Origin of the sequence: Amycolatopsis nalaikhensis (assembly GCF_030264295.1) — a bacterium.
In the GTDB taxonomy this organism is placed as follows: Bacteria; Actinomycetota; Actinomycetes; order Mycobacteriales; family Pseudonocardiaceae; genus Amycolatopsis; species Amycolatopsis nalaikhensis.
In genome coordinates, this window is record NZ_CP127173.1 from 6,171,656 (window position 1) to 6,198,002 (window position 26,347).

The 26,347-nt window shown below is 71.9% G+C and carries 26 protein-coding genes, 1 tRNA gene and 2 pseudogenes; 23 read left to right on the forward strand and 6 right to left on the reverse strand.

Annotation, left to right across the window (positions count from 1 at the left end; translation table 11 throughout):
• Positions 1 to 77 precede the first annotated feature (77 nt).
• The 12 genes and pseudogenes from QP939_RS30195 (at position 78) to QP939_RS30250 (ending at position 12,963) form a co-directional block, all read left to right on the forward strand.
• Positions 78 to 1,157, forward strand: coding sequence for a hypothetical protein (locus QP939_RS30195; RefSeq protein WP_285449575.1), 1,080 nt, complete (start codon positions 78 to 80; stop codon positions 1,155 to 1,157).
• Positions 1,158 to 1,797 (forward strand): annotated as a pseudogene (locus tag QP939_RS30200) (class F sortase).
• Between the two features lie 79 nt (positions 1,798 to 1,876).
• Positions 1,877 to 2,528 (forward strand): annotated as a pseudogene (locus tag QP939_RS30205) (class F sortase).
• 83 nt (positions 2,529 to 2,611) lie between these two features.
• Positions 2,612 to 4,000: a glycine--tRNA ligase gene (locus tag QP939_RS30210; RefSeq protein ID WP_285449576.1), complete on the forward strand. Its 1,389-nt coding sequence runs from the start codon at positions 2,612 to 2,614 to the stop codon at positions 3,998 to 4,000.
• 94 nt (positions 4,001 to 4,094) lie between these two features.
• Positions 4,095 to 5,018 (forward strand): ABC transporter ATP-binding protein, encoded by a 924-nt coding sequence (locus QP939_RS30215; protein ID WP_285449577.1) that lies wholly within the window; start codon positions 4,095 to 4,097, stop codon positions 5,016 to 5,018.
• Entirely contained in the window at positions 5,015 to 5,752 is a 738-nt protein-coding gene (locus QP939_RS30220; RefSeq protein ID WP_285449578.1) for an ABC transporter permease, read from the forward strand. The genes QP939_RS30215 and QP939_RS30220 overlap by 4 nt, the downstream gene beginning before the upstream one ends.
• Before the next feature lie 21 nt (positions 5,753 to 5,773).
• A complete protein-coding gene (locus QP939_RS30225) occupies positions 5,774 to 6,970 on the forward strand; it encodes a sensor histidine kinase (protein WP_285449579.1) in 1,197 nt (398 codons plus the stop codon).
• On the forward strand, positions 6,967 to 7,572 hold the full coding sequence (locus QP939_RS30230; protein ID WP_285449580.1) for a response regulator transcription factor: 606 nt from the start codon (positions 6,967 to 6,969) through the stop codon (positions 7,570 to 7,572). Before QP939_RS30225 ends, QP939_RS30230 begins: the two co-directional genes overlap by 4 nt.
• Before the next feature lie 32 nt (positions 7,573 to 7,604).
• Positions 7,605 to 8,258 carry a YdcF family protein gene (locus QP939_RS30235; protein WP_285449581.1) on the forward strand — a complete coding sequence of 218 codons (654 nt, stop codon included), beginning with the start codon at positions 7,605 to 7,607 and terminating at the stop codon, positions 8,256 to 8,258.
• Between the two features lie 33 nt (positions 8,259 to 8,291).
• Positions 8,292 to 9,563 (forward strand): deoxyguanosinetriphosphate triphosphohydrolase, encoded by a 1,272-nt coding sequence (locus tag QP939_RS30240; protein ID WP_285449582.1) that lies wholly within the window; start codon positions 8,292 to 8,294, stop codon positions 9,561 to 9,563.
• 500 nt (positions 9,564 to 10,063) lie between these two features.
• Positions 10,064 to 11,155 carry a serpin family protein gene (locus QP939_RS30245; RefSeq protein ID WP_285449583.1) on the forward strand — a complete coding sequence of 364 codons (1,092 nt, stop codon included), beginning with the start codon at positions 10,064 to 10,066 and terminating at the stop codon, positions 11,153 to 11,155.
• A complete protein-coding gene (locus QP939_RS30250; RefSeq protein ID WP_434219585.1) occupies positions 11,152 to 12,963 on the forward strand; it encodes a glycosyl transferase in 1,812 nt (603 codons plus the stop codon). Before QP939_RS30245 ends, QP939_RS30250 begins: the two co-directional genes overlap by 4 nt.
• Positions 12,964 to 13,047: 84 nt before the next feature.
• Here the strand turns inward: QP939_RS30250 and QP939_RS30255 are convergent, their stop codons facing one another.
• Positions 13,048 to 13,725 (reverse strand): alpha/beta fold hydrolase, encoded by a 678-nt coding sequence (locus QP939_RS30255; RefSeq protein WP_285449584.1) that lies wholly within the window; start codon positions 13,723 to 13,725, stop codon positions 13,048 to 13,050.
• Between the two features lie 49 nt (positions 13,726 to 13,774).
• Here QP939_RS30255 and QP939_RS30260 point away from each other — a divergent pair, with 49 nt between their 5' ends.
• Complete coding sequence (locus QP939_RS30260) at positions 13,775 to 14,314, forward strand: DinB family protein (protein ID WP_285449585.1); 540 nt, start codon at positions 13,775 to 13,777, stop codon at positions 14,312 to 14,314.
• A gap of 3 nt (positions 14,315 to 14,317) precedes the next feature.
• On the forward strand, positions 14,318 to 14,962 hold the full coding sequence (locus QP939_RS30265; RefSeq protein WP_285449586.1) for a DUF6193 family natural product biosynthesis protein: 645 nt from the start codon (positions 14,318 to 14,320) through the stop codon (positions 14,960 to 14,962).
• Here the strand turns inward: QP939_RS30265 and QP939_RS30270 are convergent.
• The gene (locus QP939_RS30270; protein ID WP_285449587.1) at positions 14,952 to 15,560 is read right to left on the reverse strand and encodes a TetR/AcrR family transcriptional regulator; all 609 of its coding nucleotides are present in this window, start codon (positions 15,558 to 15,560) and stop codon (positions 14,952 to 14,954) included. The genes QP939_RS30265 and QP939_RS30270 overlap by 11 nt on opposite strands.
• 100 nt (positions 15,561 to 15,660) lie before the next feature.
• On the opposite strand from QP939_RS30270, the gene QP939_RS30275 reads away from it, so the two are divergent.
• Complete coding sequence (locus QP939_RS30275; protein WP_285449588.1) at positions 15,661 to 16,335, forward strand: carboxymuconolactone decarboxylase family protein; 675 nt, start codon at positions 15,661 to 15,663, stop codon at positions 16,333 to 16,335.
• Here QP939_RS30275 and QP939_RS30280 read toward each other — a convergent pair.
• The gene (locus QP939_RS30280) at positions 16,332 to 16,781 is read right to left on the reverse strand and encodes a MarR family winged helix-turn-helix transcriptional regulator (protein WP_285449589.1); all 450 of its coding nucleotides are present in this window, start codon (positions 16,779 to 16,781) and stop codon (positions 16,332 to 16,334) included. The two genes, QP939_RS30275 and QP939_RS30280, sit on opposite strands and share 4 nt — an antisense overlap.
• A gap of 24 nt (positions 16,782 to 16,805) precedes the next feature.
• Between QP939_RS30280 and QP939_RS30285 the strand changes: the two genes are divergently transcribed.
• From QP939_RS30285 to QP939_RS30295, 3 genes are all read left to right on the forward strand, one after another.
• Complete coding sequence (locus QP939_RS30285; RefSeq protein WP_285449590.1) at positions 16,806 to 18,164, forward strand: MFS transporter; 1,359 nt, start codon at positions 16,806 to 16,808, stop codon at positions 18,162 to 18,164.
• A gap of 22 nt (positions 18,165 to 18,186) precedes the next feature.
• A complete protein-coding gene (locus QP939_RS30290; protein ID WP_285449591.1) occupies positions 18,187 to 18,753 on the forward strand; it encodes a carboxymuconolactone decarboxylase family protein in 567 nt (188 codons plus the stop codon).
• 63 nt (positions 18,754 to 18,816) lie between these two features.
• Complete coding sequence (locus tag QP939_RS30295; protein ID WP_285449592.1) at positions 18,817 to 19,587, forward strand: hypothetical protein; 771 nt, start codon at positions 18,817 to 18,819, stop codon at positions 19,585 to 19,587.
• Here the strand turns inward: QP939_RS30295 and QP939_RS30300 are convergent.
• Entirely contained in the window at positions 19,559 to 20,512 is a 954-nt protein-coding gene (locus QP939_RS30300) for a sigma-70 family RNA polymerase sigma factor (protein WP_285449593.1), read from the reverse strand. The two genes, QP939_RS30295 and QP939_RS30300, sit on opposite strands and share 29 nt — an antisense overlap.
• Positions 20,513 to 20,544: 32 nt before the next feature.
• Between QP939_RS30300 and dnaG the strand changes: the two genes are divergently transcribed.
• From dnaG to QP939_RS30315, 3 genes are read left to right on the forward strand one after another with little or no spacing between them, the layout of a single operon-like run.
• On the forward strand, positions 20,545 to 22,470 hold the full coding sequence (gene dnaG / locus QP939_RS30305) for a DNA primase (protein WP_285449594.1): 1,926 nt from the start codon (positions 20,545 to 20,547) through the stop codon (positions 22,468 to 22,470).
• A gap of 1 nt (position 22,471) precedes the next feature.
• Complete coding sequence (locus tag QP939_RS30310; RefSeq protein ID WP_285449595.1) at positions 22,472 to 22,993, forward strand: hypothetical protein; 522 nt, start codon at positions 22,472 to 22,474, stop codon at positions 22,991 to 22,993.
• A 45-nt stretch (positions 22,994 to 23,038) separates the two neighbouring features.
• Positions 23,039 to 23,800, forward strand: a complete 762-nt coding sequence (locus tag QP939_RS30315; RefSeq protein WP_285449596.1) for a trans-aconitate 2-methyltransferase — start codon at positions 23,039 to 23,041, stop codon at positions 23,798 to 23,800.
• Here QP939_RS30315 and QP939_RS30320 read toward each other — a convergent pair.
• Positions 23,797 to 23,967 carry a hypothetical protein gene (locus QP939_RS30320; RefSeq protein ID WP_166641722.1) on the reverse strand — a complete coding sequence of 57 codons (171 nt, stop codon included), beginning with the start codon at positions 23,965 to 23,967 and terminating at the stop codon, positions 23,797 to 23,799. The genes QP939_RS30315 and QP939_RS30320 overlap by 4 nt on opposite strands.
• A gap of 169 nt (positions 23,968 to 24,136) precedes the next feature.
• Here QP939_RS30320 and QP939_RS30325 point away from each other — a divergent pair.
• Positions 24,137 to 24,209 (forward strand) — tRNA-Asn (locus tag QP939_RS30325).
• A 117-nt stretch (positions 24,210 to 24,326) separates the two neighbouring features.
• Here QP939_RS30325 and QP939_RS30330 read toward each other — a convergent pair.
• On the reverse strand, positions 24,327 to 24,995 hold the full coding sequence (locus QP939_RS30330) for a GntR family transcriptional regulator (protein ID WP_285449597.1): 669 nt from the start codon (positions 24,993 to 24,995) through the stop codon (positions 24,327 to 24,329).
• A 147-nt stretch (positions 24,996 to 25,142) separates the two neighbouring features.
• Between QP939_RS30330 and QP939_RS30335 the strand changes: the two genes are divergently transcribed.
• On the forward strand, positions 25,143 to 26,342 hold the full coding sequence (locus QP939_RS30335) for a CaiB/BaiF CoA transferase family protein (protein ID WP_285449598.1): 1,200 nt from the start codon (positions 25,143 to 25,145) through the stop codon (positions 26,340 to 26,342).
• Positions 26,343 to 26,347: the final 5 nt, after the last annotated feature.

Consider the following 26,347-nt stretch of genomic DNA (forward strand, 5'->3'; position numbering starts at 1 on the left):
ACGGTGCAAGGTGGTCGCGGAGCGTTTCGTCGCTTCTCGTACGCTGGCGACCCGCCCGAGCAGAGCAGTGGGGAGACATGACCCGTTTCGCTACCAAAGCCGCGGTGCTGACGGCTGTCCTGTTTCCGCTGGTCGGCGCCGGTGTCGCCGGGGCGCAGAGCCAGGCGGTCGACGAGAAGACCGGCCCGGTCTCCTTCGCGAACATCGCGTCGGTCCGGATCGGCGACGGCCAGCAGGGCGGCGCCTTGATCACCGAGACCCAGCGCTCCCCGTTGCTGCCCGGCCAGTCGAAGCTCGGCGCCGACCGCGTGTCGGTGCCGAAGGACAACGGCGAACGCACCACCTTCGGCGGGCACTACCAGATCGATCTCGGCCGCTACACCAACGGCAACCCGTACCCGCCGGGCGTCGCGAGCCGGGACCACAACGTCGTCGCCGCGCTGCAGGCGACCACCGTGCCCACCGCCGTCGCCGAGACCAACTACGCGTTGCGTGACACCTGGCAGGGTGGCGCCCGGCCCGTCGACAACACGGTGCTCGTGCTCGAAGGCGCCAAGACGGCCGTCGACTGCACCGGCCCGGGGAAGCTGACCGGCACGTCCACGCTGGCGAAGCTGTGGGTGCGGCAGGGCGGCTCGCTCGGCATCGTCCCGATGCCCGGCGGCAATGCCGGTATAGAGCTGAAGAACCTGCGCCTCGGCCCGCCCGGCGACTTCGACAACGCCAGCAAGGACACCACGGTGTCGGACGTGAAGCTGACCCGCGTCGCGGCGTTCGACCAGCTCATCCGCCAGGACGGCTGGCGCGGTGGTGACTACACGGCCGTCGCCGGCTGGCGCGTCGAGATCACCACGCACCTCAAGGACGCGAGTGGTGCCGCGCTGCAGGACGTCAAGACCTCCATCGTGCTGGGTGGCGTGAGCTGCTCGGTGCCGAAGGGCTTCGTCGCGAAGGCGGGCAACAACGCGGGCGGCGCGACCGCGTCCCAGGCACCGGTGCCGACGCAGGTCCCGGCCGGGTACCTCGGCGCGGCGGCCCCGTCGACCGACGGCGACGGCGCCCGCGTCCCGCTCGGCATCGGCTTGCTGTTCGGCGGGGTGTTCTTCGCGGCGGTCGCGGTGCTGCTCGGCAGGCGCCGCAAGTCCGGGACGGACTAGGTGCTGCGCACCGGGCTGGCCGCCGTCTCGGCGGCGCTGGCCGTGGCCGCGTTCGCGGCCGGGATCGTGCTGCTGACCTGGCTGCCGCCGACGGCAACGCAGGCCGCGGCGCCGCCACCGGGGGCGTTGCCGGGGGAGAACGCGGCCCCGGCGGTGCTGCCCGCGGACAGCGAGTCGGCCGAGCAGCAGCGCCCGGGCACGGTCCGCCTGCCCAGCGGCGCGACGGCGCGCTTGGTCCGCACGGAAGCTCACGGACACGGGCGTGCTCCCGATCCCGCGCGGCCTCGGCGACGCGGCGTGGTGGGGCGCCAAGCTGGGCGCGGCCCAGGGCACGGCACTGCTGTCCGGCCACGTGAACTGGGAGGGGCGGCGCGGGCCGTTCGACGAGCTGTGGCGCATGCGAGCGGGTGACGTGGTGAGCGTGGTCGACGCGAACGGCGGCCGCTGGCTGTACCGGGTGGACGAGGTGGTGACGCTCCCGAAGGAGAGCTTGCCGGAGCAGGCCCCGAAGTGGTTCGCGCAGAACGGCCCGCACCGCCTGGTCCTGGTCACCTGCGGCGGCGATTACGTGGGTGGCACCGAGGGCTACGACGAGAACCGCCTGGTCACGGCCGAACTGGTGACGCGCCCCACGGGCTGATCGACTTCGGTGCAACCTCCTTCCCGCGCCGCGGCATGAGTGCCTGTGCACCAGCCACGGACCGAAGGAGCACGCGCACATGCAGGACCAGAACCCCGCGGAGCCGAAGAAGGGCACCGGCCGCTGGTGGATCGTCGGGGTCGCCGGGGCGTTCGTGGTCGCCGCCCTCGTGGCGACCCTGCTCATCTTCACTGGAAAGGATGAACCCGCGGTCGCGAACGGGACCGGCGCGCCCGTCCCGGCGAGCGAATCGGCCGCACAGGGCACCCCGGTGGACACCGGTCAGGCCCCCGCGACCCTCGCCCTCCCCGGCGGCGGCACCGCGAAGCTCGTCCAGGAAGACCTCGACGCCAACGGTGCCCTCAAGATCCCCGAAGGCCTCGACGAAGCCGCCTGGTGGGGCGCCAAGCTGGGCGCCGACCACGGCGTCGCCCTGCTCTCCGGGCACGTGAACTGGAAGGGCAAGAAAGGGCCCTTCACCGAGCTTTGGCAGGTCAAACAGGGCCAGGAGGTCAAGCTCACCGACGCCGCGGGCGGCGCCTGGGTCTACCGGGTCGACGCCACCGAAACCATCCACAAGTCGGAAGCTCGCCGGCCGCTCCGAGCAGCTCTTCGACCCCGATGGCCCGCACAAGCTGCTGCTCGTCACCTGCGGTGGCGAGTACGTCGGGGGCACCGAGGGCTACGAGGACAACCGGGTCGTCACGGCGTCGCTGGTGTCCCGGCCCTAGCCTGCGCGAAAAGCCGTGGGCCCCGGCGGATACCCTTGACGTTCTAGTCCGATGACCGTCCCCGCATGCTTCCGGAGCGTGGAGTGCCCACGAACACCATCGATACCGTAGTCAGCCTGTGCAAGCGCCGTGGTTTCGTCTTCCCCAGCGGGGAGATCTACGGCGGTACCCGCTCGGCCTGGGACTACGGACCGCTCGGGGTCGAGCTGAAGGACAACATCAAGCGCCAGTGGTGGAAGACCGTGGTCCAGGGCCGGGACGACGTCGTCGGCCTCGACTCGTCGGTCATCCTGCCGCGGCAGGTGTGGGTCGCCTCCGGCCACGTCAACGTCTTCACCGACCCGCTGATCGAGTGCCTCTCGTGCCACAAGCGCTTCCGCGCCGACCAGCTGGCCGAGGAGTACGAAGCGCGCAGCGGCAAGGCGACCTCCGAGGACGACCTGTCCGACGTCCCGTGCCCCAACTGCGGCACCCGCGGCAAGTACACCGAGCCGCGGGACTTCAACATGATGCTGAAGACCTACCTCGGCCCGGTCGAGTCCGAGGAGGGCCTGCACTACCTCCGCCCGGAGACCGCGCAGGGCATCTTCGTGAACTTCCTCAACGTCCAGACGACGTCGCGGAAGAAGCCGCCGTTCGGCATCGGCCAGATCGGCAAGTCCTTCCGCAACGAGATCACGCCCGGCAACTTCATCTTCCGGACCCGCGAGTTCGAGCAGATGGAGATGGAGTTCTTCGTCGAGCCGGGCGAGGACGAGCGCTGGCACCAGTACTGGATCGACCAGCGCACGGACTGGTACACCGACCTCGGCATCAAGCCCGAGAACCTGCGCCACTACGAGCACCCGAAGGAAAAGCTCTCCCACTACTCGAAGCGCACCGTCGACATCGAGTACCGGTTCGCGTTCAACGCGGGCCAGGAGTGGGGCGAGCTGGAAGGCATCGCCAACCGCACCGACTTCGACCTCACCACGCACTCGAACCACTCGGGCGTGGACCTGTCGTTCTTCGACCAGGCGGCCGGGCAGCGCTACCGCCCGTTCGTCATCGAGCCCGCGGCGGGTGTCGGCCGGTCGATGATGGCCTTCCTCGTCGACGCCTACCACGAGGAGGAGGCGCCGACCGCGAAGGGCGGCGTCGAGACCCGCGTGGTGCTGAAGCTCGACCCGCGGCTTTCGCCGTTCAAGGTCGCGGTGCTGCCGCTGTCGCGCAACGCCGACCTGACCCCGAAGGCGAAGGACGTCGCCGCGACGCTGCGTAAGCACTGGAACGTCGACTTCGACGACGCCCAGGCGATCGGCCGCCGCTACCGCCGCCAGGACGAGATCGGCACGCCGTACTGCGTCACGGTCGACTTCGACTCGCTCGAGGACCAGGCCGTGACGGTGCGCGAGCGCGACACGATGTCGCAGGAGCGCATCGCCATCGACAAGCTCGAGTCCTACCTGGCGGCCCGCCTCATCGGCTGCTGACGCACCCGGGGCCCGGGTACCCCTGACACCTGTCACGGTCAGGTCGTGACGCACGGTCTGGGGTCCCGGGCCGCCCGGGCGGCAGCCTGGAGGCATGGGAGAAACAGAAGTCCAGGCGGGGGCCGCGGTCCACCTGACCGGCCTGCGCAAGCACTACGGCGACGTCCACGCGGTCGACGGCGTCGACCTGACGATCGCCCCGGGCGAGGTGGTCGCCCTGCTCGGCCCGAACGGGGCCGGCAAGTCCACCACCGTCGACATGATCCTGGGCCTGACCAGCCCCGACGCCGGTGGCGTCCGCGTCTTCGGGCGCACGCCGCTCGACGCCGTCCGCGCCGGGCTGATCGGCGCGATGCTGCAGGGCGGCGCCCTGATGGACGACCTGACCGTCGCCGAGACCGTCGGGATGGTCGCGGCGCTGCACCGCGAGCCGATGCCGGTCGCCGAGGCGCTGCGCGCCGCCGGGATCGAAGAACTGGCCGACCGCCGCGCGAACAAGCTCTCCGGCGGGCAGAAGCAGCGCGTGCGGTTCGCCGTCGCCCTGGTCAGCGACCCCGACCTGCTGATCCTCGACGAGCCGACCGCGGCGATGGACGTCGGCACGCGGCGCGAGTTCTGGCAGTCGATGTACTCGTTCACCGAGTCCGGCCGCACGGTCCTGTTCGCCACGCACTACCTCGAAGAAGCCGAAGAGTTCGCCGACCGGGTGGTGCTGATGCGCCGCGGCCGGGTGGTGGCCGACGGGAGCGTCGCCGAGGTCCGCGCGCTCGCCGGGGGCCGCACCCTGCGGGCCGCCGTCCCCGGTGCGACCGACGCGCTCATCGCGGCCCTGCCCGGCGTCAAGGAGTTCGAGCTGCGCGGCGACCGCGTCGCGATCTCCAGCGGCGACTCCGACGCGACGCTGTGGGCGCTCAAGGCCGCCGTCCCGGCCGTGCACGACGTCGAGATCGGCGCCGTCGGCCTCGAAGGCGCCTTCCTCTCCCTGACCGCCGACGAGACCCCGGAGTCCGTGCGATGACCACCTACCTGCTCACCGAGATCCGCCGCAACTTCCGCGCGCCCCGGTTCCTGATCTTCGTCGTCGCGTTCCCGGTGCTGATGTTCCTGTTGCAGGCCAACGTCTTCACCAAGACGAGCGATCCGCAGCACGCGCAGATCGCCGCCATCATCATGATCAACATGATGACGTTCGGGACATTCGCCGCGGCCAACACCAGCGGCGCCCGGCTCGCACTCGAACGGGCTCTCGGCTGGCAGCGGCAGCTGCGGCTGACCCCGCTGACCGGCACCGGGTACCTGGCGGGCAAAGGGCTTTCCGGGATGCTGGTCGGGCTGCCCGCGCTGATCCTCGTGCCGCTGCTGGCCGTCACGGTCGAGGGCGTGCACCTCGACGCCGCGGGCTGGGTCCGCATCTTCGCCGGCGTCTGGCTGGGCACCATCCCGCTGGTCCTGCTCGGGCTGCTGATCGGGCAGTTCGGCACGCCCGAGACGATGCAGCCGATCAGCATGATCGTCACCCTCGGCATGGGCTTCCTCGGCGGGCTGTGGATCCCGCTGGAGGGCATGCCGAACTGGATGCACGACGTCGCCCAGATCATGCCGACCTACTGGGTGCTGCAGGTGGCGCGACCCGCCGTGACCAGCGACATGGTGGTCGCCCTGCCCACCGCCGTGGCCGTGCTCGCGGGGTGGACGGTCGTGCTCGGGGCGCTGGTGATCAGGCGTTACCGTAGGGACAGCGCCCGCGTCTGAGGGCCGGAGGGGACGAAGAGCATGGCGAGGTCGCCGAGGTTCGGGCTGAACACCCGGGAGGCGTGGTGGGAGGACCCGCCGCGCGGGCGGCACGGCGGCGGGCCGGACAAGCTGCGGTGGCCGGTCCTGTCGATCGCGTTCACCCTGCCGTTCCTGATCCCGGTGACGAAGTCGGTGCTGGGCCACGGCCGTCCGACACCGGCCGTCGTGGCGCTGCTGGTGCTGGTCTACGCGTACGCGGCTTCGTACGCCTTCTTCCCGGTGGTGTTCGACCGCGACCGTCCGGTCCGGTTCGCCTACTGCGCGGGCATGCTGGCGATGGGCCTCGCGGTGGTCGCCGCGGTCGGCGCCAGCCCCTTCACGCTGCTCTACGGCACCGCGGCGGCGGTGTTCCTGGTGCCGCCGGCCTGGGTGGTGTTCCTCGACGGCGGCGCGGTGCTGCTGGCCGCCGGGATCATGCTGGTGGCCGGCCGGTTCGGTGAGGACTACGGCGACCTGATCACCGTCACCTCGGTGACGCTGGCGATGTTCTTCATGTCCAGCCTGGTCCGCGCGGTCCGGCGGCTGGAGCAGGCCAACGAGGAGATCGCGACGCTGGCCGTGACCAACGAACGCCAGCGCGTCGCCCGCGACCTGCACGACCTGCTCGGGCACAGCCTGACCACGATCACCGTCAAGGCGGGGCTGGCCCGGCGGGTGCTGGAGAGCGCGGGCGACATCCCGCGCGCGGTCGAGGAGATCCGCGAGGTGGAAAGCCTCACGCGCAGCGCGCTTTCCGACGTCCGCGCGACGGTCTCGGAGTACCGCGAGGTGTCGCTGTCCGCGGAGCTCGTGGGCGCCAGGGCGGCGCTGCGGGCCGCGGAGATCGACGCCGACCTGCCGCACGCCGTCGACAACGTCCGGCCGGAGTTCCAGACCACGTTCGGTTACGTGCTGCGCGAGGCCGTCACGAACGTGCTGCGGCACTCCGGGGCCAAGCAGGTCAAGGTGAAGCTGGGCGTGAACTGGCTGGAGGTCGAGGACGACGGCACGGCCACCGACGTCGTCCCCGGCAACGGCCTGCGCGGGCTCACCGAGCGGCTGGCCGCGGTCGGGGGCACCGTGGCGGCGTCGGCCCGCCCCGGGGGAGGATTGCTGGTGCGGGCGGAGATCCCGCTGCCGGAACCGCGCGGGGCCGCCCCGGCCGTGCGCGCCGAAGCCGCGGGAGGACTCGCTTGATCCGGGTGTTGCTGGCCGACGACCAGGCCATGGTGCGCGGGGCACTGGCCACCGTGCTCGGCCTCGAAAACGACATCGAGGTGGTCGGGCAGGTCGGCTCCGGCGACGAGGTGGTGGCCGCCGCGCGCGAGGCGAAGCCCGACGTCGCCCTGCTCGACGTGCAGATGCCGGGCAAGGACGGGCTCGAGGCGGCGGCCGATCTGCGGGCCGCGCTCCCGTCGTGCCGGGTGATCATCTGCACGACGTTCGGCCGTCCCGGCTACCTGGCCCGCGCGATGGCGGCGGGCGCGGCCGGGTTCGTCGTCAAGGACGCGCCGCCGGAGCAGCTCGTCGAAGCCGTCCGCCGGGTCCACAGTGGACTCCGGGTGGTCGACCCCGCGCTGGCCGCGGAATCACTCGCGACCGGCGCCAGCCCGCTGACCGCGCGGGAGCGGGATGTGCTGCGGGCGGCCGAGGACGGCAGCACGGTGGCCGACATCGCGCGGGCGCTGCACCTGTCGGAAGGGACGGTCCGCAACCACCTGTCGGCGGCGATCGGCAAGACCGGGGCGCGCACCCGGGCCGAAGCGGTGCGGCTCGCCGAGGAGCGCGGCTGGCTCTGAGCGGCCGGTGGCCTTCTGACAAGATGGGCCGGGTGGGTACCGCTGAACGCACGAAACCGACGCGCGCGAGCTGGGCGCGCCGGATCGCCTTCGGCACGGTCCTCATGCTGCTCGCGCTCATCGGCGGCACCGCGTTCCGGGTGTGGCAGGTCGCGCGCGAGAACGACCGGACCCCGGCCGACGTGATCGTTGTACTGGGCGCGGCCCAGTACAACGGCAAGCCGTCGGACATCTACGCCGCGCGGCTGGTCAAGGCCAAGCAGCTCTACGACGCGGGCGTCGCGAAGACGATCGTCACCGCGGGCGGCAAGAAGGCCGAGGACAACTTCACCGAGGCGCGCGCGGGCCAGCTGTGGCTGACCCGCCACGGCGTGCCGGCGTCGGCGACGCTGGCCGTCGGCGAGGGCAGCGACACGCTGCGCAGCCTGCGCGCGGTCGCCGTCCAGGTCGAGGCGCGCGACTGGCACACGGCGGTGCTGGTCAGCGACCCGTGGCACTCGTTCCGGGCCCGGACGATGGCCGACGACCTCGGCCTCGACGCGTGGACCGCGCCGACGCACAGCGGGCCGATCGTGCAGGAGCGCGTCACGCAGGTGCGCTACATCGTCCGCGAGACGGGCGCGCTGCTGTACTACCGGCTGACGAAGACCCCGGCCGACGACCTGTTCGCCACTTTCCTGGGCTGAGTTTTTGTCGGTGCGGCCGTTTACGCTGGTCGGGTGGACTACACGGAGCACGACACCGCCCGCCTCCTGCCGGAGCCGCCGAAGGGCGCGGCGCTGCCCGGCACGCGCGCGGACGGGCGCAGCGCGTTCTCCCGCGACCGCGCGCGCGTGCTGCACTCGGCTGCCCTGCGTCGTCTGGCGGGCAAGACCCAGGTGGTCGGGCCGGGGGAGGGCGCGGAGGTCACCGGCGTCCCGCGCACCCGGCTGACGCACTCGCTGGAGGTCGCCCAGATCGGCCGCGGCATCGCCGAGGAGCTGGGCGCGGACCCGGACCTGGTCGACACGGCGGGGCTGGCGCACGACATCGGGCACCCGCCGTTCGGGCACAACGGCGAGCGCGCGCTCGATTCGGTGGCGGAGGCGTGCGGCGGGTTCGAGGGCAACGCGCAGACGATCCGGATCCTGACGAGGCTGGAGCCGAAACTGGTCGGCGAGGACGGCGTCACGGCCGGGCTCAACCTGACCAGGGCGTGCCTCGACGCGACGACGAAGTACCCGTGGCCGCGCAAGCCCGGCCAGGCGAAGTACGGGGTGTACGCCGACGACACCGAGGTGTTCGAGTGGTTCCGCGAAGGCGCCCCGGCGGAGCGGACGTGCTTGGAGGCCCAGATCATGGACTGGGCGGACGACGTGGCGTATTCGGTGCACGACGTCGAGGACGGCGTGCTGGCGGGCCGGATCAGGCTCCGGGTGCTGGCGTACCCGGACGAGCGCGCGGCCGTCGCCGAGGCGGCCGCGAAGCACTTCTCGCACCAATCGGTGTCCACATTGGAGGGAGCGGCGACGGAGCTGCTGTCGTTGCCGGTGGTGGCGGCGCTGGCATCGGCGGCCCCGGACGGTTCACCGGGCGCGCAGGTGGCGTTGAAGAGGCTGACGAGCGAGCTGGTCGGCCGGTTCACGACCGCGGCGGTCTCCGGCACTCGGGAGAAGTTCGGCGAGGGGCCGTTGCGCCGGTACGAGGCGCGGTTGTGCGTCCCGGAGCAGGTCGCGGCGGAGGTGGCGCTGTTGAAGGCGCTGGCGTTGCGGTACGTGATGAGCGACCGGCGTCGGCTGGCGATGCAGGAAGGCCAGCGCGAGCTGCTGGCGGAGCTGGTGCACGCGCTGGCGCGGCGGGCGCCGGAGTCCCTGGACCCGCTGTTCGTCCCGGCGTGGAACGCGGCCAAAGACGATGCGGGGCTGCTGCGGGTGGTGGTCGACCAGGTCGCATCGCTCACGGACGCGCAGGCGCATGTCTGGTACTCGTGGCACGTCACCCGGCTGCATTAGGGGGTGGTCGAGGGGGCGGAAGCGGACGGGTGCGGCCTGGAAGCGCCTGCGGGCGGGGCGGCCTGGCGAAGCCGCACCGCGCGGGGAGGTGGTGGTCGGCGTGCGATGCGGGCTTGGTTGGCGAGCCGCGTTGTTTGCTCGACGCGGCGTCTCGGCCGCTCGGCCGAAACCGCGCGGGGAGGTGGTGGTCGGCGTGCGATGGCGGCCTGGCTGGCGAGCCGCGTTGTTTGCTTGGCGCGGCACTTCGGCCGAACCCGTGCGGTGGGGCGGTCGGCGTGCGCTGCAGACCTGCCCGGCAAGCCGCGTTCCTCGCGCGGCCATGCGCCCGCGGCCGCCCCACGTCGCCCGGATCCGCTGCGCCCGGCAACCGCCGTAGGGCGGGTTCCGTTCCGCCGTGTCTAGCATCCGGCGGTGGGCCATCCGGTGGGGGATTTGTCACCGATGGGCGGAGTTCCGCGTGGCCGCCCGGCAGGGTGAACCGTTCCGGTACTCTCGCCCGCATGGCCACGGACAGCCACCTCCGGTTCGCCCTCGCCGTCCACCGGGCCCTCGGTGCCGAGGGCGGGAACAGCTGTTTCTCGCCTTATTCGGTGGCCAGCGCGCTGACCCTCGCCGCCCTCGGGGCGCGGGGCCGGACCCGGGAGGAGCTCGTCGCCCTCGTCGGGGATCCCGGCGGGCAGGCCACCTTGCTCCGGGAAGCCGCGCAGCTGCTCGAAGTGCCGCGCGGTGAGCAACCCGAGCTGGCCGTCGCGAACACGCTGTGGGCGGACGACCGCCTCCCGCTCGAAGACTCCTTCAAGACCGAGCTGGCCGGGTGGCCCGGCGCCGCCGTCGCGAGCGCGCCCTTCGAGAAGGAACCCGAAGCCGCCCGTGCGCTGATCAACGACGACGTCGGCCGCACCACGCGGGGGCTCATCCCCGAGCTGCTGCCGCCCGGGTCGATCGATCGCGACATAGCCGCCGTGCTCGTCAACGCTCTGTACCTGAAGGCCGCCTGGGTTCACCCGTTCCGGGAGGCGAACACCTCGGACGCGCCTTTCCACGCACCGTCCGGCACGCGTGACGTGCCCACCATGTGGCTCAGCGAGAGCGTCGGCTACGCGCACGCCGGCGGCTGGCAGGCCGTGCAGGTCGTCGCGGCGGGCGGCCTGCAGGCCGTGGTGCTGCTGCCCGACGGCGACCTCGCCGAGACCGAGGCGACCCTCGACGAAGCCGCGTTGGCGAACCTGCTCGACGGGATCCGGACCAAGCCCGTCGAGCTCGCGCTCCCCAAGATCTCGCTGGACGTGCCCAGCGCGCTGACCCGCGTGCTGCAGGGTCTCGGCGTCCGCACGATGTTCACCGACGAGGCCGACCTCGGCGGGCTCTCCCCGGACCCGCGGCTCGCCGTGGCCGAGGTGCTGCACCAGGCCGTGCTGCGGGTGGACGAACAAGGCTTCGAGGGCGCCGCGGCGACCGCGCTCACCATGCGGCTGACCTCGATGATCATCGACGAACCGGTCACCGTCACGGTGGACCGGCCGTTCCTGCTGCTGGTCCGGCACGCCGGCACCGGGGCCCTCTACTTCTTCGCCAGGGTGGTCGAACCGTGAGCTTGAAGTCCGAAGCCGTCCCCGAACTCGTGCCACCCGCTCCCGAACCACCCGCCGGGCCGAAGCGCTGGGCGTGGCAGGACTCCGCCATCGCCGGCGGGTACCTGCTGTTCACGATCCTGCTCTACAACGGCCTGTGGTTCGACCTCAAGCGCGGCTACCTCTGGAACGGCGCCTCCGACCAGAGCCAGTGGGAGTGGTACTCGACGGTCGTCGCGAAGTCCGTCCTGCACTTCCAGAACCCGTTCACCACGGACCTGCAGAACTACCCGCTCGGCGTCAACATGGCGGCGAACGCGGCGATGTTCGGCCTGAACATCCCGCTCGCCCCGATCACGCTGACCTTCGGCGCGACGCTCACCTGGGCGATCGTGCTCACCGCCGGGCTCGCCGGCACCGCGATCGGCTGGTACTGGGTGTTTTCCCGGCACCTGGTGCCCAACCGCACGGCGGCCGCGATCGGCGGCGCGTTCTGCGGGTTCGCGCCGCCGATGATCTCGCACGGCAACGCGCACCCGAACTTCGTGGTGCTGTTCGTGCTGCCGTTCATCGCGCTGAAGACGATCCAGATCGCGCGCGGCGAACGCCCGGTGCGCAACGGCATCTGGCTCGGGGTGCTCGTCGCGTGGCAGATCCTGCTCGGCGAAGAACCGCTGGCGATCTTCGCGCTGACGTTCATCGTGTTCGCCGTCGCGTACTTGGTCCCGCGCCGCACGGAGATCCGCGGCATGCTGGCGCCGCTGGGCAAGGGGATCGGCATCGGCGCGGTGGTCGCGGTGCTGATCGCCGGGTTCCCGCTGTACTGGCAGTTCTTCGGCCCGCAGAGCTTCCATTCGCTGCTGCACGGCCCGGCGGGCAACGACACGGCGGCCTTCACGCGCTTCGCGACGCAGTCGATCGCGGGCGCGCCGGAAGCGGCCGCGGACGTTTCGATGAACCGGACCGAGGAGAACGCGTTCTTCGGCTGGCCGCTGATCGTGCTGATGGTGGTGCTCACGATCTGGCTGTGGCGCGACGTCGTCTCGCGCGCGCTGGCGATCACGATGTACGTGATGGCGCTCCTCTCGCTGGGCATCGAAATCACGGTGGCGCACGAGGACACCGGCATCCCCGGGCCGTGGAAGTGGCTGGGGCAGCTGCCACTGCTGGACTCGCTGCTCGAATCCCGCCTGGCGATGGGCTGCATCCCGGTGGTGGGCGGGCTCCTGGCGATCGCGACGCACCGCGTCTGGACGGCGGCGGCGGAGCTGCCTGAGCCCCTCGACGGCAAACCGAGGTTCCCGCTGCGCATGATCTGGGTCGGCGCGCTGGTGGCAGTGCTGCTCCCGATCGCGCCGACGGAGCTGGTGACGCACCAGCGCCCGCTGTCCCCGCCGTTCTTCGCGGACGGGATCTGGCGCCAGTACGTCGCCCCGGGCGGCTCGCTGGTGCCGGTCCCGCTGCCGAGCACGGGTGAAGCCGAGCCGCTGCACTGGCAGGTGGACGCGGGCCTGGGCTACCCGATGCCGGAGGGCTACTTCGTGGGCCCGACCTCCCCGGACGACCGCCGCGGCCGCTACGGCGCCGTCCCGCGCCCGACGTCGGACCTGTTCGCCGAGGTCGAGAAGACGGGCCGCGCGGCGGACGTGACGGAGTCCGACCGCACGCAGGCGCTGGAGGACCTGCGGTACTGGAAGGCCGACGTGCTGGTGGTCGGGCCGCGGCAGAACCAGGAAGCGCTGAAGTCCACTGTGGAGCTGCTGCTGCGGAAACCGGCGGAGTTCGTCGGTGGGGTGTGGGTCTGGGACGTGCGGCCGCTGACGCCGTAGTCGCTCACGCCGCGGCCGGGCGAGCGGTGCTGGCCGCGGTCGTGCCGTGCTGTGCGTTTCAGCGGGCCGCTGACGGCACACCGGTCATGCCACCTCCAGCAGGAGTCGGGCCAGCTCCGCCGGTTGCGAGAACATCGGCCAGTGCCCGGTCTCCATCTCCACCAGCCGCCACCGGTCGCTTTCCAGCAGCTTCACCACGTCCGGGCTCGGGGTGTCGCCGTCGAGGAGGCACTTGAGGTACGTCGCCGGGAGTTCTTCCAGCGGACCGTTCAGCTTCGCCGGTTCCGTCAGCGAGGCCGCCGGGTGCGGGGTCGATCCGACGATGCGGGCGATCTGCTCGTCCGAAAGTCCTTGCCCCGCATAGTCTTCCGCCGGCAGCGGGGGCCAGAAACCCCGCTCGGTCAGCTCCGCGACCTGCGCCGCGCTCCAGACCGACGTGAACGACTCGCCGTCGGTCGGCACGTTCGAATCCACGAACACGGCGTGGTGCAGCCGGTCGCCGATGCGCTGCGCCGCCTGGCCGACCGGGATGCCCGAGTAGCTGTGTCCCACCATCACGACGTTCCGCAGGTCCGCGCGCTCGACGACGTCCACGATGTCCTGCACGTGCGTCTGCTGCCCGGCCGGGATCCCGCTCCGCTCGGCCAGGCCGGACAGCGTCACGGGGTGGGCGCCGTGGCCCGCTTCCCGCAGAGCCGGCACCACGTCGTCCCACGCCCATGCGCCGAGCCAAGCCCCGGCCACCAGTACGAATTCAGCCATGATCGGAACCTAGCGGAGGGCACCGACAATTTCGGTAGAGTCGGCGCCCGTGACCTCAGTGGACGAGCAGGGGCGGCCCGAACCGCCCGTCGACGGCGACGAAGCCGCGACCCTCCTCGGTTTCCTCGACTTCCACCGCGCGACCCTCGCCTGGAAGTGCGCCGGGCTGGACGCGGACGGCCTGCGCGCGACCGTCGCGCCGTCCACCCTCACCCTCGGCGGACTCCTGAAGCACCTAGCCTACGTCGAGGACCACTGGTTCTCGCGGGTCCTGTTCGACCGCGAGCGGTCGGCGCCGTTCGACACCGTCGACTGGGCCGAAACTCCGGACTGGGACTGGGAATCCGCCGCGGACGACACCCCGGAGCAGCTCTTCGGGCTCTGGGAAGAGACTGTCGCCCGGTCCCGCGCCGCCGTGGCGCAGGTGCTCGAGGACGGCGACCTGTCCCAGCCCGCCAAGCGCCCCTGGCCCGACGGCCGCGCGCCGAGCCTGCGCTGGATCCTCGTCCACATGGTCGAGGAGTACTCCCGGCACAACGGCCACGCCGACTTCCTCCGCGAGTCGGTGGACGGCAGCACGGGGGAGTAGCGGGTGGTGCTGTACCCCGAAGTCGAAGCCGCCGGGACGCTCCTCGCGGCCTTCCGCGACGTGCTCGGGCCGGACGTCCACCTCGAGGAAATGCCGGCGTGGCCGGGCCGGAACGTGGTCGCCCGGGGCCGCGACCGGTCGGTGGACACCGTGCTCGGCAGCGAGAAACGGGTTTTCCTCCTGCAGTTCTGGGCCAGGAGAATCCACTACGCGAGCGGTCAGACCGCCGATCTCGCCGCGGCGGCGGGTGCCGCCCGCGACTGGGTCGCCGGGGCCACGCCGGACGCGATGCGGGCGGCCTGGCCGTTCGCCCGGTTCGGTGATTGGGCCGACGCCTGCGAACGCGGCGAAGGCGTCGAATACATGTGGCAGCAGTACTTCGCCTACCGCGACCGGGCGCCGCAGCTGGTGCCGTTGCGCCGGTTCATCGAACTGGCGATGGCCGAACCGCGGCTGCGGTCGCGGTACCCGTTCACCAGCCACGGCACGCTCGGGCTCCGGCCCGCCGCCGAACCGTCGCCGTCGCTGGGCGTCTGGGTGACTCCCGGGCGGGACGGCGGTTTCCGGGTGCGGGGCCCCGATCGCGAGGAGGTCCGGGTGCCGGACGCCGAAGCGGCCGTCGCGCGGGTGGTTTCCCTCATCGGCTGACCCGCAGGCCGACGAGCTTGACCAGGAACCGGTCGATCTGTTCGACCGCCGGCGGCCACGGCAGGTCGGGCTCGTTGATGCGCTGCGCCAGCATCCCGTTCACCGCGGTCCGCAGGTCGATGGCGACCGTCGCCGGATCGTCTTCCGGTGCCAAGCCCGCCGCCATGCATGCCCGTACCGCTTCGGTCGTCCGCGCGACCATGATCTCCTTGAACGGCATCCCGTGGCGCCGGTGGACCTTGCTCTCGTGCAGGACCTTGTACAGCCCCGGGTGTGCCCGCGCCCAGTCCGCCTGAGCCAGGATCCGGGCGCGCAACGCGGCCGCCGGGTCCGGGGCGGCCGCCGCGGCCTCGTCGCCCGTCGCCACCAGTTCCTCGTGGCACCGCCGCATCGCCGCCAGCACCAGCGCGTCGCGGTCCGGGAAGTGCAGGTACACCGACGTCGCCGCGATCGACACCGCTCGCGCGACCGCGCGCAGGGACAGCGCCTCGTCGTCGGCCAGCTCGTCGAGCATGCCGACGGCGGCCGTGACGATCTCTTCGCGCAGCAGTTCGCCCTGGCCGCGGGCGTTGGGACGGCGGCGGGTGGTCTCTTCCATCGCCGCCCAGTGTAGCTGGACACCCATTGCGCTACAGGTGTAGCGTCACTTGCACTACAGCTGTAGCGCTACGAATGTCCACCACCTGAGGAGCGCGATCTTGACCACCACCGAAACCTCACTCGACACCGTGTTCGCCCAGCTGGCCGGGGCGACCGAGGACTACGTCGGGGCGATTCTTGAGCTGACCGACCGCGAGAAGACGTTCCTGCGCGTCACCGCCGACGTCTGCCAGGGCACCTTCGGCCTGCCGTTCACCGCGCACGTCCGGACCGGGCTCGCCGCCGGCGTGTCCACCGCGGACGTCCGCGCGCTGCTGCGGTTCGTCTCCTACGACTGCGGCTACCACGCGGCCGCCGCGGGCCTCGAACGGCTCGCCGACGTCGAAGCCGAGCTGGGCATCGCGCGGCCGGACGCCGAACCACTGGACCCGGAGCTGCTGACGCCGGGGCCCAGCCCGCTGCCGGACGCCGTCCGGGCCCGGCTCGACGAGCTGGACGCGCACTTCACCGGCTTCTTCGACCTGCAGTCGCGGATGCGCGCCGGGCACGGGCCGGGCACGCTCAGCGAACGCGAGCGCGGCCTGGTCAGCCTCAGCGTCGACGTCCACTACCAAACACTGGCCGACACGTTCCGCACCCACGTCGGGCGCGCGCTGCGCGGCGGCGCGTCGCCGGAGGACGTGCGCGCCGCGCTGCGGTTCAACGCCCAGTTCGGCGTCACGCGGGCTTGGCACGCCTGGGAAGCGCTGAACCCGATCCTCGCGGACAGCTAGCCGAGGACCTCGTCGGCGAGCCGGTTCAGGTAGGCGGCGAACCGCTCGCGGTCTTCCGGTGCCCAGTGGCCCACCAGTGCGTCGAACGCTTGACGCTGGTGGGCCTGCGAAGTCGCGAGAAACTCCTTCGCCGCTTCGGTGAGCGTGAGCGCGGCGCGCCGCGCGTCGCGGGTCGACGTCGAGCGCACCACGAAGCCGTCTCGCACCGCTTCGCCGACCATCCGGCTCGCCACCGAGCGGTCGATGCCGAGCTGGTGGGCCACGTCGGCGACGGTCACTTCCTCCCTCGATGCCCCGTCGATCGCCTGGATGACGAAGAGGTTCGGCACCGTCCACGCCGGTGGGGCGTCGGCGGCGAAGCGCTCGACGACGTCCGGGGCCCACTGGCGCGCCCAGTGGCGGACCAGGCGGAAGAGGGCGGGGCCACCGGGGCTTGATGCGTGCATAAGGCACGTTATAACGTGTGCTTTATGCACGCATCTCGGAACCTGGTTTACGCCGGACTCCTGCTCGGCATGGCCATGGCCCAGCTCGACGGCCTGGTCGTCACCGCGGCCCTGCCCTCGATCGGCGCCGACCTGCACGCCCGGACCGGGCTCGTCGCGGTCACCGCGGCCGGTCTGCTCACCCTCACCGTCGCGACGCCGCTGCACGGCCGCCTCGGCGACCTCTACGGCCGTCGGCTGACGTTCGCCTGCTCGGTGCTGGTGTTCGCCGCCGCCTCGGCGTGGTGCGCGGCCGCTCCCGATATCGGTTCGCTCGTCGCCGCCCGCGCGCTGCAGGGGCTCGGCGGGAGCGGACTGATCGTCACGGCCATGAGCGCACTTGGCGAGCTGTTCGAGCGAGACGAGCTGCTGCGCCGCCAAGGCTGGCAGACGGCCGTCTTCGCGGCCGCCACCCTCGGCGGGCCGCCGCTGGGTGGACTGCTCGCCGCGGGCCCCGGCTGGCGGTGGATCTTCCTCGTCAACCTGCCCCTGTGCGTGCCCGCGCTGCTGCTCGGCCTGCGCGGCTTGCCCGCGAAACCGCGTGGTGCCAAGGAAAAGTTCGACGTGCCGGGCAGCGCGCTGCTCGCCGTCGCGGGCTCCGCCGTCGTCGCGCTCGGGACCGTCGACGCGCTCGCCCGCAGTCCACTGTGGACGCCGTTGCTGGCCGGAACGGCCGCCGTGGCCGGGTTCCTGTTCGTCCGGCGCCAGCGTCGCACGCCGAGCCCGCTGATCTCGCCGAAGGTGTTCGCCGACGCCGTGCTGGCCCGCGCGGTGGTGGTCAACGGCCTGGCGGGCGCCGCGCTCTACGGCACGTTCACCTACGTCGCCCTGGTGGCCGCGGCGAGCACGGACGCGGCCGGGACGGGCCTGCTGCTCGTCGCCATGACCGCCGGTCAGCTCGCGCTGTCCGCGTCCTTCGCCGCGCTCGCCCGCCGCCACCCGGACATGACGGCGTGGGGACGGCTCGGCTGCGCGCTCGGCACCGCGGGGCTCGCCGCGATCGCCGTCGCGGCCGCGCTCGGCGGGCCGCCCTGGCTGCTCGCGCCGGGGTTGTTCGCGATCGGTGCCGCGTTCGCGGTCTGCACGTCCGCGTACACCGTCCTGGGCCAGACGCGGGCGAAGCGCGACCTGATGGGCGTCACCTTGGGCTCGTTGACCTTCGCGCGGCAGGCGGGCGGGCTGGCCGGGGCCGCGGTGTTCGGCTGGCTCGCGCTGGCCGCGACCGGCGGGCTGGCCGCGCCGGGCCTCACCGTCGTGTTCGCCGCCGCGGCCGCCGTGCTGCTGGTGGCCTGGGTCACAGCGCCCGGTGTCACGTCCTCGGACGCCGTCTCGTCCAGCCCGTAGGACCGAGACGAAGGAGACCGAAATGCCGCGCATCCCCGCGAAGAAGACGTCCGAAGCCGGCCTGTTCCTCAAGCTGGTCTACCGCGTCGCCGGCCGCCGCTACGGCGCGGTGCCCGAGCCGATGGCCGTCGCCGCGCACCACCCCGGCCTGCTGCGGACCTACATGGTGCACGAGCTGCTGGCCGAGCGGGCGTCGAAGAAGGTCCCGGCGAACGTGCGGGAGCTCGCCGTCTACCGCGTCGCGACCCGGATCGGCTGCTCGTGGTGCGTCGACTTCGGCACGATGCTGCAGAAGCACGAGGGCCTCGACATCGAGCGGCTGAAGCAGATCGACGACTACGCGACCTCGCCCGCGTTCAGCCGCCAGGAGCGGCTCGCGATCGCCTACGCCGACGCGATGTCCGGCGACCAGGTGACCGTGACCGACGAGCAGGTCGCCGAGCTGGAGCGCGAGTTCGGCCGCGCCGGCGTCGTCGAGCTGACCTACCAGATCGCGCTGGAGAACTCCCGCGCCCGGATGAACAGCGCGCTCGGCATCGTCGACCAGGGCTTCACCTCCGGCGACGCCTGCCGCGTCCCGCTGCCGTAGGACCCCGCGAACCCGACCCCGGTGGGACGCGCCACCGGGGGTCTTCGCGGGACCGTTCCGGGCATGCACCTCGTCGCCAGTGAACGGATCAAGCTCTTCAGCATCGCCACGCCCTGGGTGTGCGGTGGCTTCGCGCTGGTCGCGCTCGCCGTCCCGGCCGCGCTCACCGCGCTGTCGGCCACCGAGTCCCACCTGCCGCCGACCGTCGCGAGCACCCAGTTCGGCTACCAGATCGGCCTGGTCGCCGTGCTGGTGCTCGCCGGGCTGGCGGTGACCAGCGACTACCACTCCGGCACGATCCACGGCACCTTCCAGGCCGTGCCACGCCGGACGCCCGCGCTGGTCGCGAAGGCCGCGGTCGCCGCCGGGTACGCCTTCCTGCTCGGCGAAGCCGCCGCGTTCACCGCCTGGCTGGTGGCGCGGATCCTCGCCCCGGACGCCGACCTGGCCCTCGACAGCGCCGCCGACTGGACGATCGTCGCCGGCACCGGCCCGGTGTTCGCCCTCGCCGCCGTCGCCGGGGTCGGCGTCGGCCTGCTCGCGCGGCACACCGCGGGGACCGTCGCCCTGCTCGTGGTCTACCCGCTGGCGTTCGAGAACAGCGTGCAGCTGATCCCGGACGCCGGCCCGGCGATCCACCGCTGGCTGCCGCTGAACGCCGCCACGAAGTTCCTCACCGGCCGCGGGGAGGCGAACGCGGGCCGGGACGGCGGCACCGCGACCGTCCTTTCGGACTCGCCGCTGGCCACCGGCTGGGCGCTCGCCTACTTCGCGCTCTTCGCCGTGCTGGTGCTGGCCGTCGGGATCACGACGGTCCGGCGCCGGGACGCGTGATCCGGGTCAGCTTGTCCGGGTTCACCAGGTCGTAGATCGCCACGATCTTCCCGTCGCGGATGCTGACCGACTGCACGTGCTCGTCGAGGGCGAGGAAGCCGTCGCGGCCCGGCATCGGCGCCAGGTACATGCCCAGGTCGCCGTTGACGAGCACCGGCGCGCCGCGCTCGACCATCCCGGGCGCGTACTTGCGGGTGAGGCCGACGAAGAACCGGGCGATCTTGTCCGGGCCCAGGATGAGCTGGCGGGCGGTGCGGCCCTTGCCGTTCGAGTCGCCGATGAGCACGACGTCCGGGGCCAGCAGCTCGGTCATCGCCTGGACGTCGCCCTGCTGCAGCGCGGCGACGAACTTCTCGAGGATCTTCGCCTGGTCCTCCAGCGGCACGCGCGGCGGCGGGTCGGCCTCGGCGAGCGCCTTGCGGCCGCGGGAGGCGTGCTGGCGGGCGGCCTCGACCGAGACGCCGAGCGCGTCGGCGATCTCCGAGAACGGCACCGAGAAGGCGTCGTGCAGGACGAACGCCACCCGCTGCTCCGGGGTCAGCTTGTCGAGGACGACCAGCGCGGCCATCCGCAGCCCGTCGTCGCGGACCGCGACTTCGAGGGGGTCCTCGCTCACGGGCTGCCCGAACGGCGTCACGACCGGCTCGGGCAGCCAGTTGCCGACGTACTTCTCCCGCTGCGCCGCGGCCGACTTGAGCCGGTCGAGGCAGATCCGGCCGACGACCGTGGTCAGCCAGGCCCGCAGGTCGCGGATGGCCGCGCGGCCGGCGTCGTCCAGCCCGGCCAGCCGCAGCCAGGACTCCTGGACGGCGTCTTCGGCGTCGGCGCGCGTCCCGGTCAGCCGGTAGGCCACCCCGATGAGGTGGCTCCGGTGCGCGGCGAACTCCGCGGCGAGCGTGTCCTGGGCGGTGGGCGTGGAGGCCATGCCCCGAGTGTGCCGCAACCGGCAAAGCTAGAGTGGGTGACGTGGCAGGACGGATTCGGGAGAGCGACATCGCGGAGGTGCGCGAGCGGAACCGGATCGACGAGGTCGTCGGGGAGTACGTGGCGCTGCGCCGCGCCGGCGGGGGCAGCCTGAAGGGCCTCTGCCCGTTCCACAACGAGAAGACCCCGTCGTTCAACGTCCGCCCGACGCACGGCACCTTCCACTGCTTCGGCTGTGGCGAAGGCGGCGACGTCATCAAGTTCATCCAGAAGATCGACCTGATCTCCTTCGTGGAGGCGGTCGAGCGGCTGGCCGACCGGGTCGGCATCCGGCTCACCTACGAAGGCGGCGGCGCGACGATCCAGCGCGACCGCGGCAGCCGCACCCGCCTGGTCGAGGCGCACCGCCTCGCGCAGGAGTTCTACGCCGAGCAGCTGCTCACCGACGAGGCGCGCCCGGCGCGGGACTTCCTGTCCGAGCGCGGGTTCGACGCGGCCGCGGCGAAGACGTTCGGCTGCGGGTACGCACCCGGCGGCTGGGACAAGCTGACGAAGTTCCTGCTCAACCGGGGCTTCGAGGTCAAGGAGCTGCTCACGGCCGGGCTGTCCAAGGAGGGCCAGCGCGGCCCGATGGACCGCTTCCACCGGCGCCTGGTCTGGCCGATCCGCGACGTCGGCAACGACGTCGTCGGCTTCGGCGCGCGGCGGCTGTTCGACGACGACCGGATCTCGGCGAAGTACCTCAACACCGCCGAGTCGCCGATCTACAAGAAGTCCCAGGTCATGTTCGGCCTCGACCTGGCCAAGCGCGAGATCGCGAAGCGGCACCAGGTGGTCGTGGTCGAGGGCTACACCGACGTGATGGCGATGCACGCGGCGGGCGTGCCGACGGCGGTCGCGTCGTCGGGTACGGCGTTCGGCGAGGACCACATGAAGGTGCTTCGCCGGCTGATGATGGACGACGACGCCTTCCGCGGCGAAGTGATCTTCACCTTCGACGGCGACGAAGCGGGACAGAAGGCCGCGCTGAAGGCCTTCGAGGGCGACCAGACGTTCGCCGGGCAGACGTACATCGCGGTCGCGCCGGACGGCATGGACCCGTGCGAGCTGCGCCTGGCCAAGGGCGACAGCGCGGTGAAGGACCTGGTCGCGCGGCGGACCCCGCTGTTCGAGTTCGTCATCCGCAGCACGCTCAAGAACTACGACCTCGACTCGGTCGACGGCCAGGTCGCGGCGCTGCAGAAGACCGTGCCGATGGTGGCGTCGATCAAGGACCGCGCGGCCCGCGACGGCTACGCGTCGAAGCTCGCCTGGTGGGTGGGCTGGCAGGACGTCGCGCAGGTGGTCAACCGGGTCCGCGGCAGCGCGGGCGCGACCGACCGGCGCGGGGGAGCGCCCCTCAAGCAACCGGCGCGCGTCGGCGCCCAAGCCCCGGCGGCTTCGGCTTCCGCGACGCCGGACGTGGCGCGCCCGGCGCCGAAGGACCCGCGGTTCGCCGTGCAGCGCGAGGCGCTGAAGGCCGCGCTGCAGCAGCCCGCGATCGCCGGGCCGGAGTACGACGCGCTGCCGCTGGAGGCGTTCACCCACCCGGTGTACGTCGCGGTGCACGAGGCCGTGCTCAAGGCCGGTGGCGCGGGTTCGGGGCTGACCGGGCCGGCGCTGCTGGACGCGGCGGCGCCGCACTGTCCGGAAGGGACGGTCCGGCGGGTGCTCTCGGAGCTGGCCGTGGAACCGTTGCAGGCCAAGGACGAGGTCGACTCCCGGTACATCTCGTCGATCCTCGCCCGGCTGCAGGAGAACCTCGTCGGGCGCCAGATCGCCGAGATCAAGGGCAAGCTGCAGCGGCTGTCGCCGGTCGAGGCGCCGGACGACTACCGCGCGCTGTTCGGCGACCTCGTCGCGCTGGAGCAGTACAAGAAGTCGCTGGGCGAGCAGGCGGCCGCCAGCGCGTGGAGCTGACATGAGCTGGCTGCGCCGGTTGCTCGGCGACCGCACGCCCCCGGACTTCGCGGGTTCCCTTTCGCCCGGCGAAGAAGTCGTGGACAGCGCACCGGTCGAGGGCGGCGGCTACCTGGTGGTCACGACGCTGGGCCTGTGGGTCCCGGCCGACGACGGCGCGCGTCGCGTCGGCTGGCACCTGATCGGCAAGGCGGCCTGGAAGGACGGCGTCTTCACGCTGACGGAGTCGGCCGAGGTGGGCGAGGCGGGTTCGGCGGTCGTGCTGGCCGACCGGCCGCCGGTGCCGTACCGGCTGCCGTCGCCGGGCAAGGTGCCGCGCGAGGCCTACCAGCGCGTCGAGGGCTCGATCCGCTCGCGGCACCGGCAGGAGATCGGGTCCGGCGGAGCGTGGTTCGTGCAGCGCAAGGTGCCCGGCCGCGACGGCAGCGTCCTGCAGGTCCGGCCGGATCCGGGCACCGACACCGAGCTGGTGGCGGCCATCGCCGAGCAGGTCGCCGCGAAGCTGGTCAACCCCGCGGAGTAGCAGTACGCTCGTACTCAGTACAGGCGTACTGTATTGGAGGCGGCCGTGTGGGATCCGGAGAAGTACCTCGACTACGCCGACCTGCGGGCCCGGCCGTTCCACGACTTGATCTCCCGCATCGGAGTGACGTCGCCGCGGCGCGTCGTCGACCTCGGCTGCGGCCCCGGCAACCTGACGGTGTCCCTGCGCGAACGCTGGCCGTCGGCGGCCCTGGAGTGCGGCGACAGTTCACCCGAAATGGTGGCGGCGGCCCGAGCGCGCGGCCTCGACGCGGCCCTGCTCGACGTCCGCGACTGGACGCCCGCGCCGGACACCGACGTCGTGGTGTCGAACGCGGTCCTGCAGTGGGTGCCGGACCACGAGGAGCTGTTGCGCCGCTGGGCTGCTTCGTTGCCCTCGGGTGCTTATCTCGCGATCCAGGTGCCGGGGAACTTCAACGCGCCATCGCACGCGTTGACGCGGGAACTGGCGGCGTCCCCGGCGTGGGCGTCGCGCTTGGCGGAGGTGGTCCTGCGCGAGGACGACGCGGTGTTGAGCCCGCTGGGCTACGCGAACCTGCTGGCCGACGCGGGCTGCGGCGTTGACGCCTGGGAGACGACGTACGTGCAGCCATTGCGCGGGCCGTCCCCGGTGCTGGAGTGGATCACGGGGACGGCGTTGCGCCCGGTCCGCGCGGCGTTGTCCGACGCGGAGTGGGAGCGGTTCCGCGCGGAGCTGACGCCGTTGCTGGACAAGGCGTACCCACCCCGCCCCGACGGGACGACGTGGTTCGAGTTCCGCCGCGTGTTCGTCGTGGCGAGGGTCTAGCGGCGCACCTTCTCGCTGATCTTGGCCCGGGCCACCCCGGCGGCCCCTTGCACCATGGGGTGGTCGACGACCCGGCGGTAGGTGCGCACGAGCTGCTCGTACCGCCCCCGGCCTGCCTTGGCGCCCAGTACGTACCCCAGGCCTGCCCCCAGCAGGAACTTCTTCATCCGCGTCCACGCCTTCCGTTCGCTAGGTCGTCCGACTGTCCATTGTCCAGGAAAACCCGGCGAAGGGGGGCGGGCTGGGCCAAGTGGGGGGTGGTGTGAAGGCGGTTGCGGGCATGGGCTAAAGTTCTTCTCGTCGGTCGGAGAGACCGGCCCCGGAAGTGAGCGACATTCCCCTGTAGCTCAACTGGCAGAGCATTCGGCTGTTAACCGGAGGGTTCTTGGTTCGAGTCCAAGCGGGGGAGCAAAAGCCCAGGCCAGCGGCCTGGGCTTCTTTGCGTTCCGGGGCTGAAACCCCCGAACTGTCCGGAAACTGTCCAGATTCACAAGCCTCGTCCCGGATTCGTCGAGCACGGCCGCCGTCAGGGTCGCGACTGCTCCCGGATCGAATGCCAAGCCGACTTGATGTGGCTGCACATCACCGACTGCGCCCAGTCCGCGTCGCCCGCTCGCAGGGCCGCGATCAACTCGTGGTGGTGGGCGAGACTGCGCTTCAGCGCTTCCGGCCGGTAGTGCGCGAACGTCCGCCACACGATCGGCAACTGCACCACCGACGCGAGCACTGACGCCAGGCGGTTGTTGCCCGACCCCTCCAGGATCGCGCGGTGGAAACGGTTGTTGAGGTCGGTCAGCTCGTCGAGGTCCGTCGGCTGGCCGTTCACCACCAAGGCGTCCATCCGGCACGCCAGGTCCTCCAGCAGTTCGACGTCGACCGTCGCGCGCTCGGCCGCCAGGCTGCAGCCCCACGGCTCCAGCACCATGCGCAAGCTGAAGATCTCGTCCAGGTCCGCGATGTCCCAGCTCTTCACCTGCACGCCGCGGTGGCGTTCGTAGATCAACAATCCCTCGGCCGTGAGGCGGCGCAGGGCCTCCCGGACCGGGGTGCGGCTCACCCCGATCGAGTCGGCGAGCTCGCCCTCGCGCAGCCACTCCCCGCCCGCCCGTCTGCCGGACAGGATCTCGTCGCGGATCAGCCGGTAGGCGTGGTCGGCCGCGTGCCTGCCGTCCTGCTCGTACGCCGTGTCGCTCATCGAGGACGACCATAAGGGACGCGGAGAGTTGTATGCAACTTCCGCTGAGCCCGTTGACACGCCACCGCGATGTCCTTAGATTCTGCCTGGTCGAACGGCGACGCAGATCACCCGATACGAAAAGTTGCATACAACGAGGAGTGCTGGATGCGTGACGAGATGCCCTTGGCCGGACTGCGGGTGGTGGAGCTCGGGCAGTTGCTCGCCGGGCCGTTCTGCGGGCAGCTCCTCGGCGACTTCGGCGCCCAGGTGATCAAGGTCGAGGACCCGCGCACCGGTGACCCCATGCGCCAGTGGGGGCGGGAACGCCCCTACGGACGTTCGCTCTGGTGGCCGGTCGTCGCGCGCAACAAGCAGTCGGTGACCGCCGACCTGCGGACCGAGGAAGGGCAGCGGCTCGTCGCCCGGCTCATCGGCGAGGCCGACGTCCTGATCGAGAACTTCCGTCCCGGCACGCTCGAACGGTGGGGGCTGAGCCCGGACGTGCTCCGGGAGGCCAACCCGCGCCTGATCATCACCAGGGTGAGCGGCTACGGCCAGACCGGGCCGTACGCCAAGCGCGCCGGTTACGGCTCCATCGGGGAAGCCATGGGCGGCATCCGGTACATCACCGGTGACCCGGACCGCGCGCCGTCCCGCACCGGCATCTCGCTCGGCGACGCCCTCGCCGCGACGTTCGCCTGCATCGGCACGCTCGTCGCGCTGCACCACCGCGAACGCACCGGCCAGGGACAGGTCGTCGACTCCGCCATCTACGAGGCCGTGCTCGCGCTGATGGAGTCCCTCATCCCCGAGTACCAGGTGGCGGGCTACCAGCGGGAGCGCACCGGCACGACCCTGCCGAACGTCGCGCCGAGCAACGTCTACCCGACCGCCGACGACGAGATGGTCCTCCTCGCCGCCAACCAGGACACCGTGTTCCGCCGCCTGGCCGACGCCATGGGGCGGCCCGAGCTGGCCACCGACGAGCGCTACGCCACGCACGGCGCCCGGGGCAAGTACATGGAAGAGCTCGACGGCCTCATCGCCGAGTGGACGTCGACCATGAAGGCCGACGACCTGCTGGAGCTGATGAACGACAAGGGCGTGCCCGCCGGGCGCATCTACCGCGCCAAGGACATGCTCACCGATCCGCACTTCGCCGCGCGGGAGGCGATCGTCCGGCTCGTCCACCCGGAGATCGGCGAGTTCGCCATGCACAACGTGGTGCCGAAGCTCTCGGACACGCCGGGGAAGGTCCGGCACGTCGGACCCGAGCTCGGCGAGCACAACGAAGTCATCTACCGCGATCTGCTCGGCCTCGCCGACGACGAGCTCGTGTCGTTGCGCTCGGCCGGTGTCATCTGAGGAGA

Excerpts from the sequence above, each read along its gene's own strand:
- QP939_RS30195 (WP_285449575.1), top strand. The coding sequence starts at position 78 with ATGACCCGTTTCGCTACCAAAGCCGCGGTGCTGACGGCTGTCCTGTTT.
- QP939_RS30215 (WP_285449577.1), top strand. The coding sequence starts at position 4,095 with ATGGGAGAAACAGAAGTCCAGGCGGGGGCCGCGGTCCACCTGACCGGC.
- QP939_RS30220 (WP_285449578.1), top strand. The coding sequence starts at position 5,015 with ATGACCACCTACCTGCTCACCGAGATCCGCCGCAACTTCCGCGCGCCC.
- QP939_RS30225 (WP_285449579.1), top strand. The coding sequence starts at position 5,774 with ATGGCGAGGTCGCCGAGGTTCGGGCTGAACACCCGGGAGGCGTGGTGG.
- QP939_RS30245 (WP_285449583.1), top strand. The coding sequence starts at position 10,064 with ATGGCCACGGACAGCCACCTCCGGTTCGCCCTCGCCGTCCACCGGGCC.
- QP939_RS30255 (WP_285449584.1), bottom strand. The coding sequence starts at position 13,725 with ATGGCTGAATTCGTACTGGTGGCCGGGGCTTGGCTCGGCGCATGGGCG.
- QP939_RS30270 (WP_285449587.1), bottom strand. The coding sequence starts at position 15,560 with ATGGAAGAGACCACCCGCCGCCGTCCCAACGCCCGCGGCCAGGGCGAA.
- QP939_RS30280 (WP_285449589.1), bottom strand. The coding sequence starts at position 16,781 with ATGCACGCATCAAGCCCCGGTGGCCCCGCCCTCTTCCGCCTGGTCCGC.
- QP939_RS30285 (WP_285449590.1), top strand. The coding sequence starts at position 16,806 with ATGCACGCATCTCGGAACCTGGTTTACGCCGGACTCCTGCTCGGCATG.
- QP939_RS30290 (WP_285449591.1), top strand. The coding sequence starts at position 18,187 with ATGCCGCGCATCCCCGCGAAGAAGACGTCCGAAGCCGGCCTGTTCCTC.
- QP939_RS30295 (WP_285449592.1), top strand. The coding sequence starts at position 18,817 with ATGCACCTCGTCGCCAGTGAACGGATCAAGCTCTTCAGCATCGCCACG.
- QP939_RS30300 (WP_285449593.1), bottom strand. The coding sequence starts at position 20,512 with ATGGCCTCCACGCCCACCGCCCAGGACACGCTCGCCGCGGAGTTCGCC.
- QP939_RS30310 (WP_285449595.1), top strand. The coding sequence starts at position 22,472 with ATGAGCTGGCTGCGCCGGTTGCTCGGCGACCGCACGCCCCCGGACTTC.
- QP939_RS30320 (WP_166641722.1), bottom strand. The coding sequence starts at position 23,967 with ATGAAGAAGTTCCTGCTGGGGGCAGGCCTGGGGTACGTACTGGGCGCC.
- QP939_RS30330 (WP_285449597.1), bottom strand. The coding sequence starts at position 24,995 with ATGAGCGACACGGCGTACGAGCAGGACGGCAGGCACGCGGCCGACCAC.
- QP939_RS30335 (WP_285449598.1), top strand. The coding sequence starts at position 25,143 with ATGCGTGACGAGATGCCCTTGGCCGGACTGCGGGTGGTGGAGCTCGGG.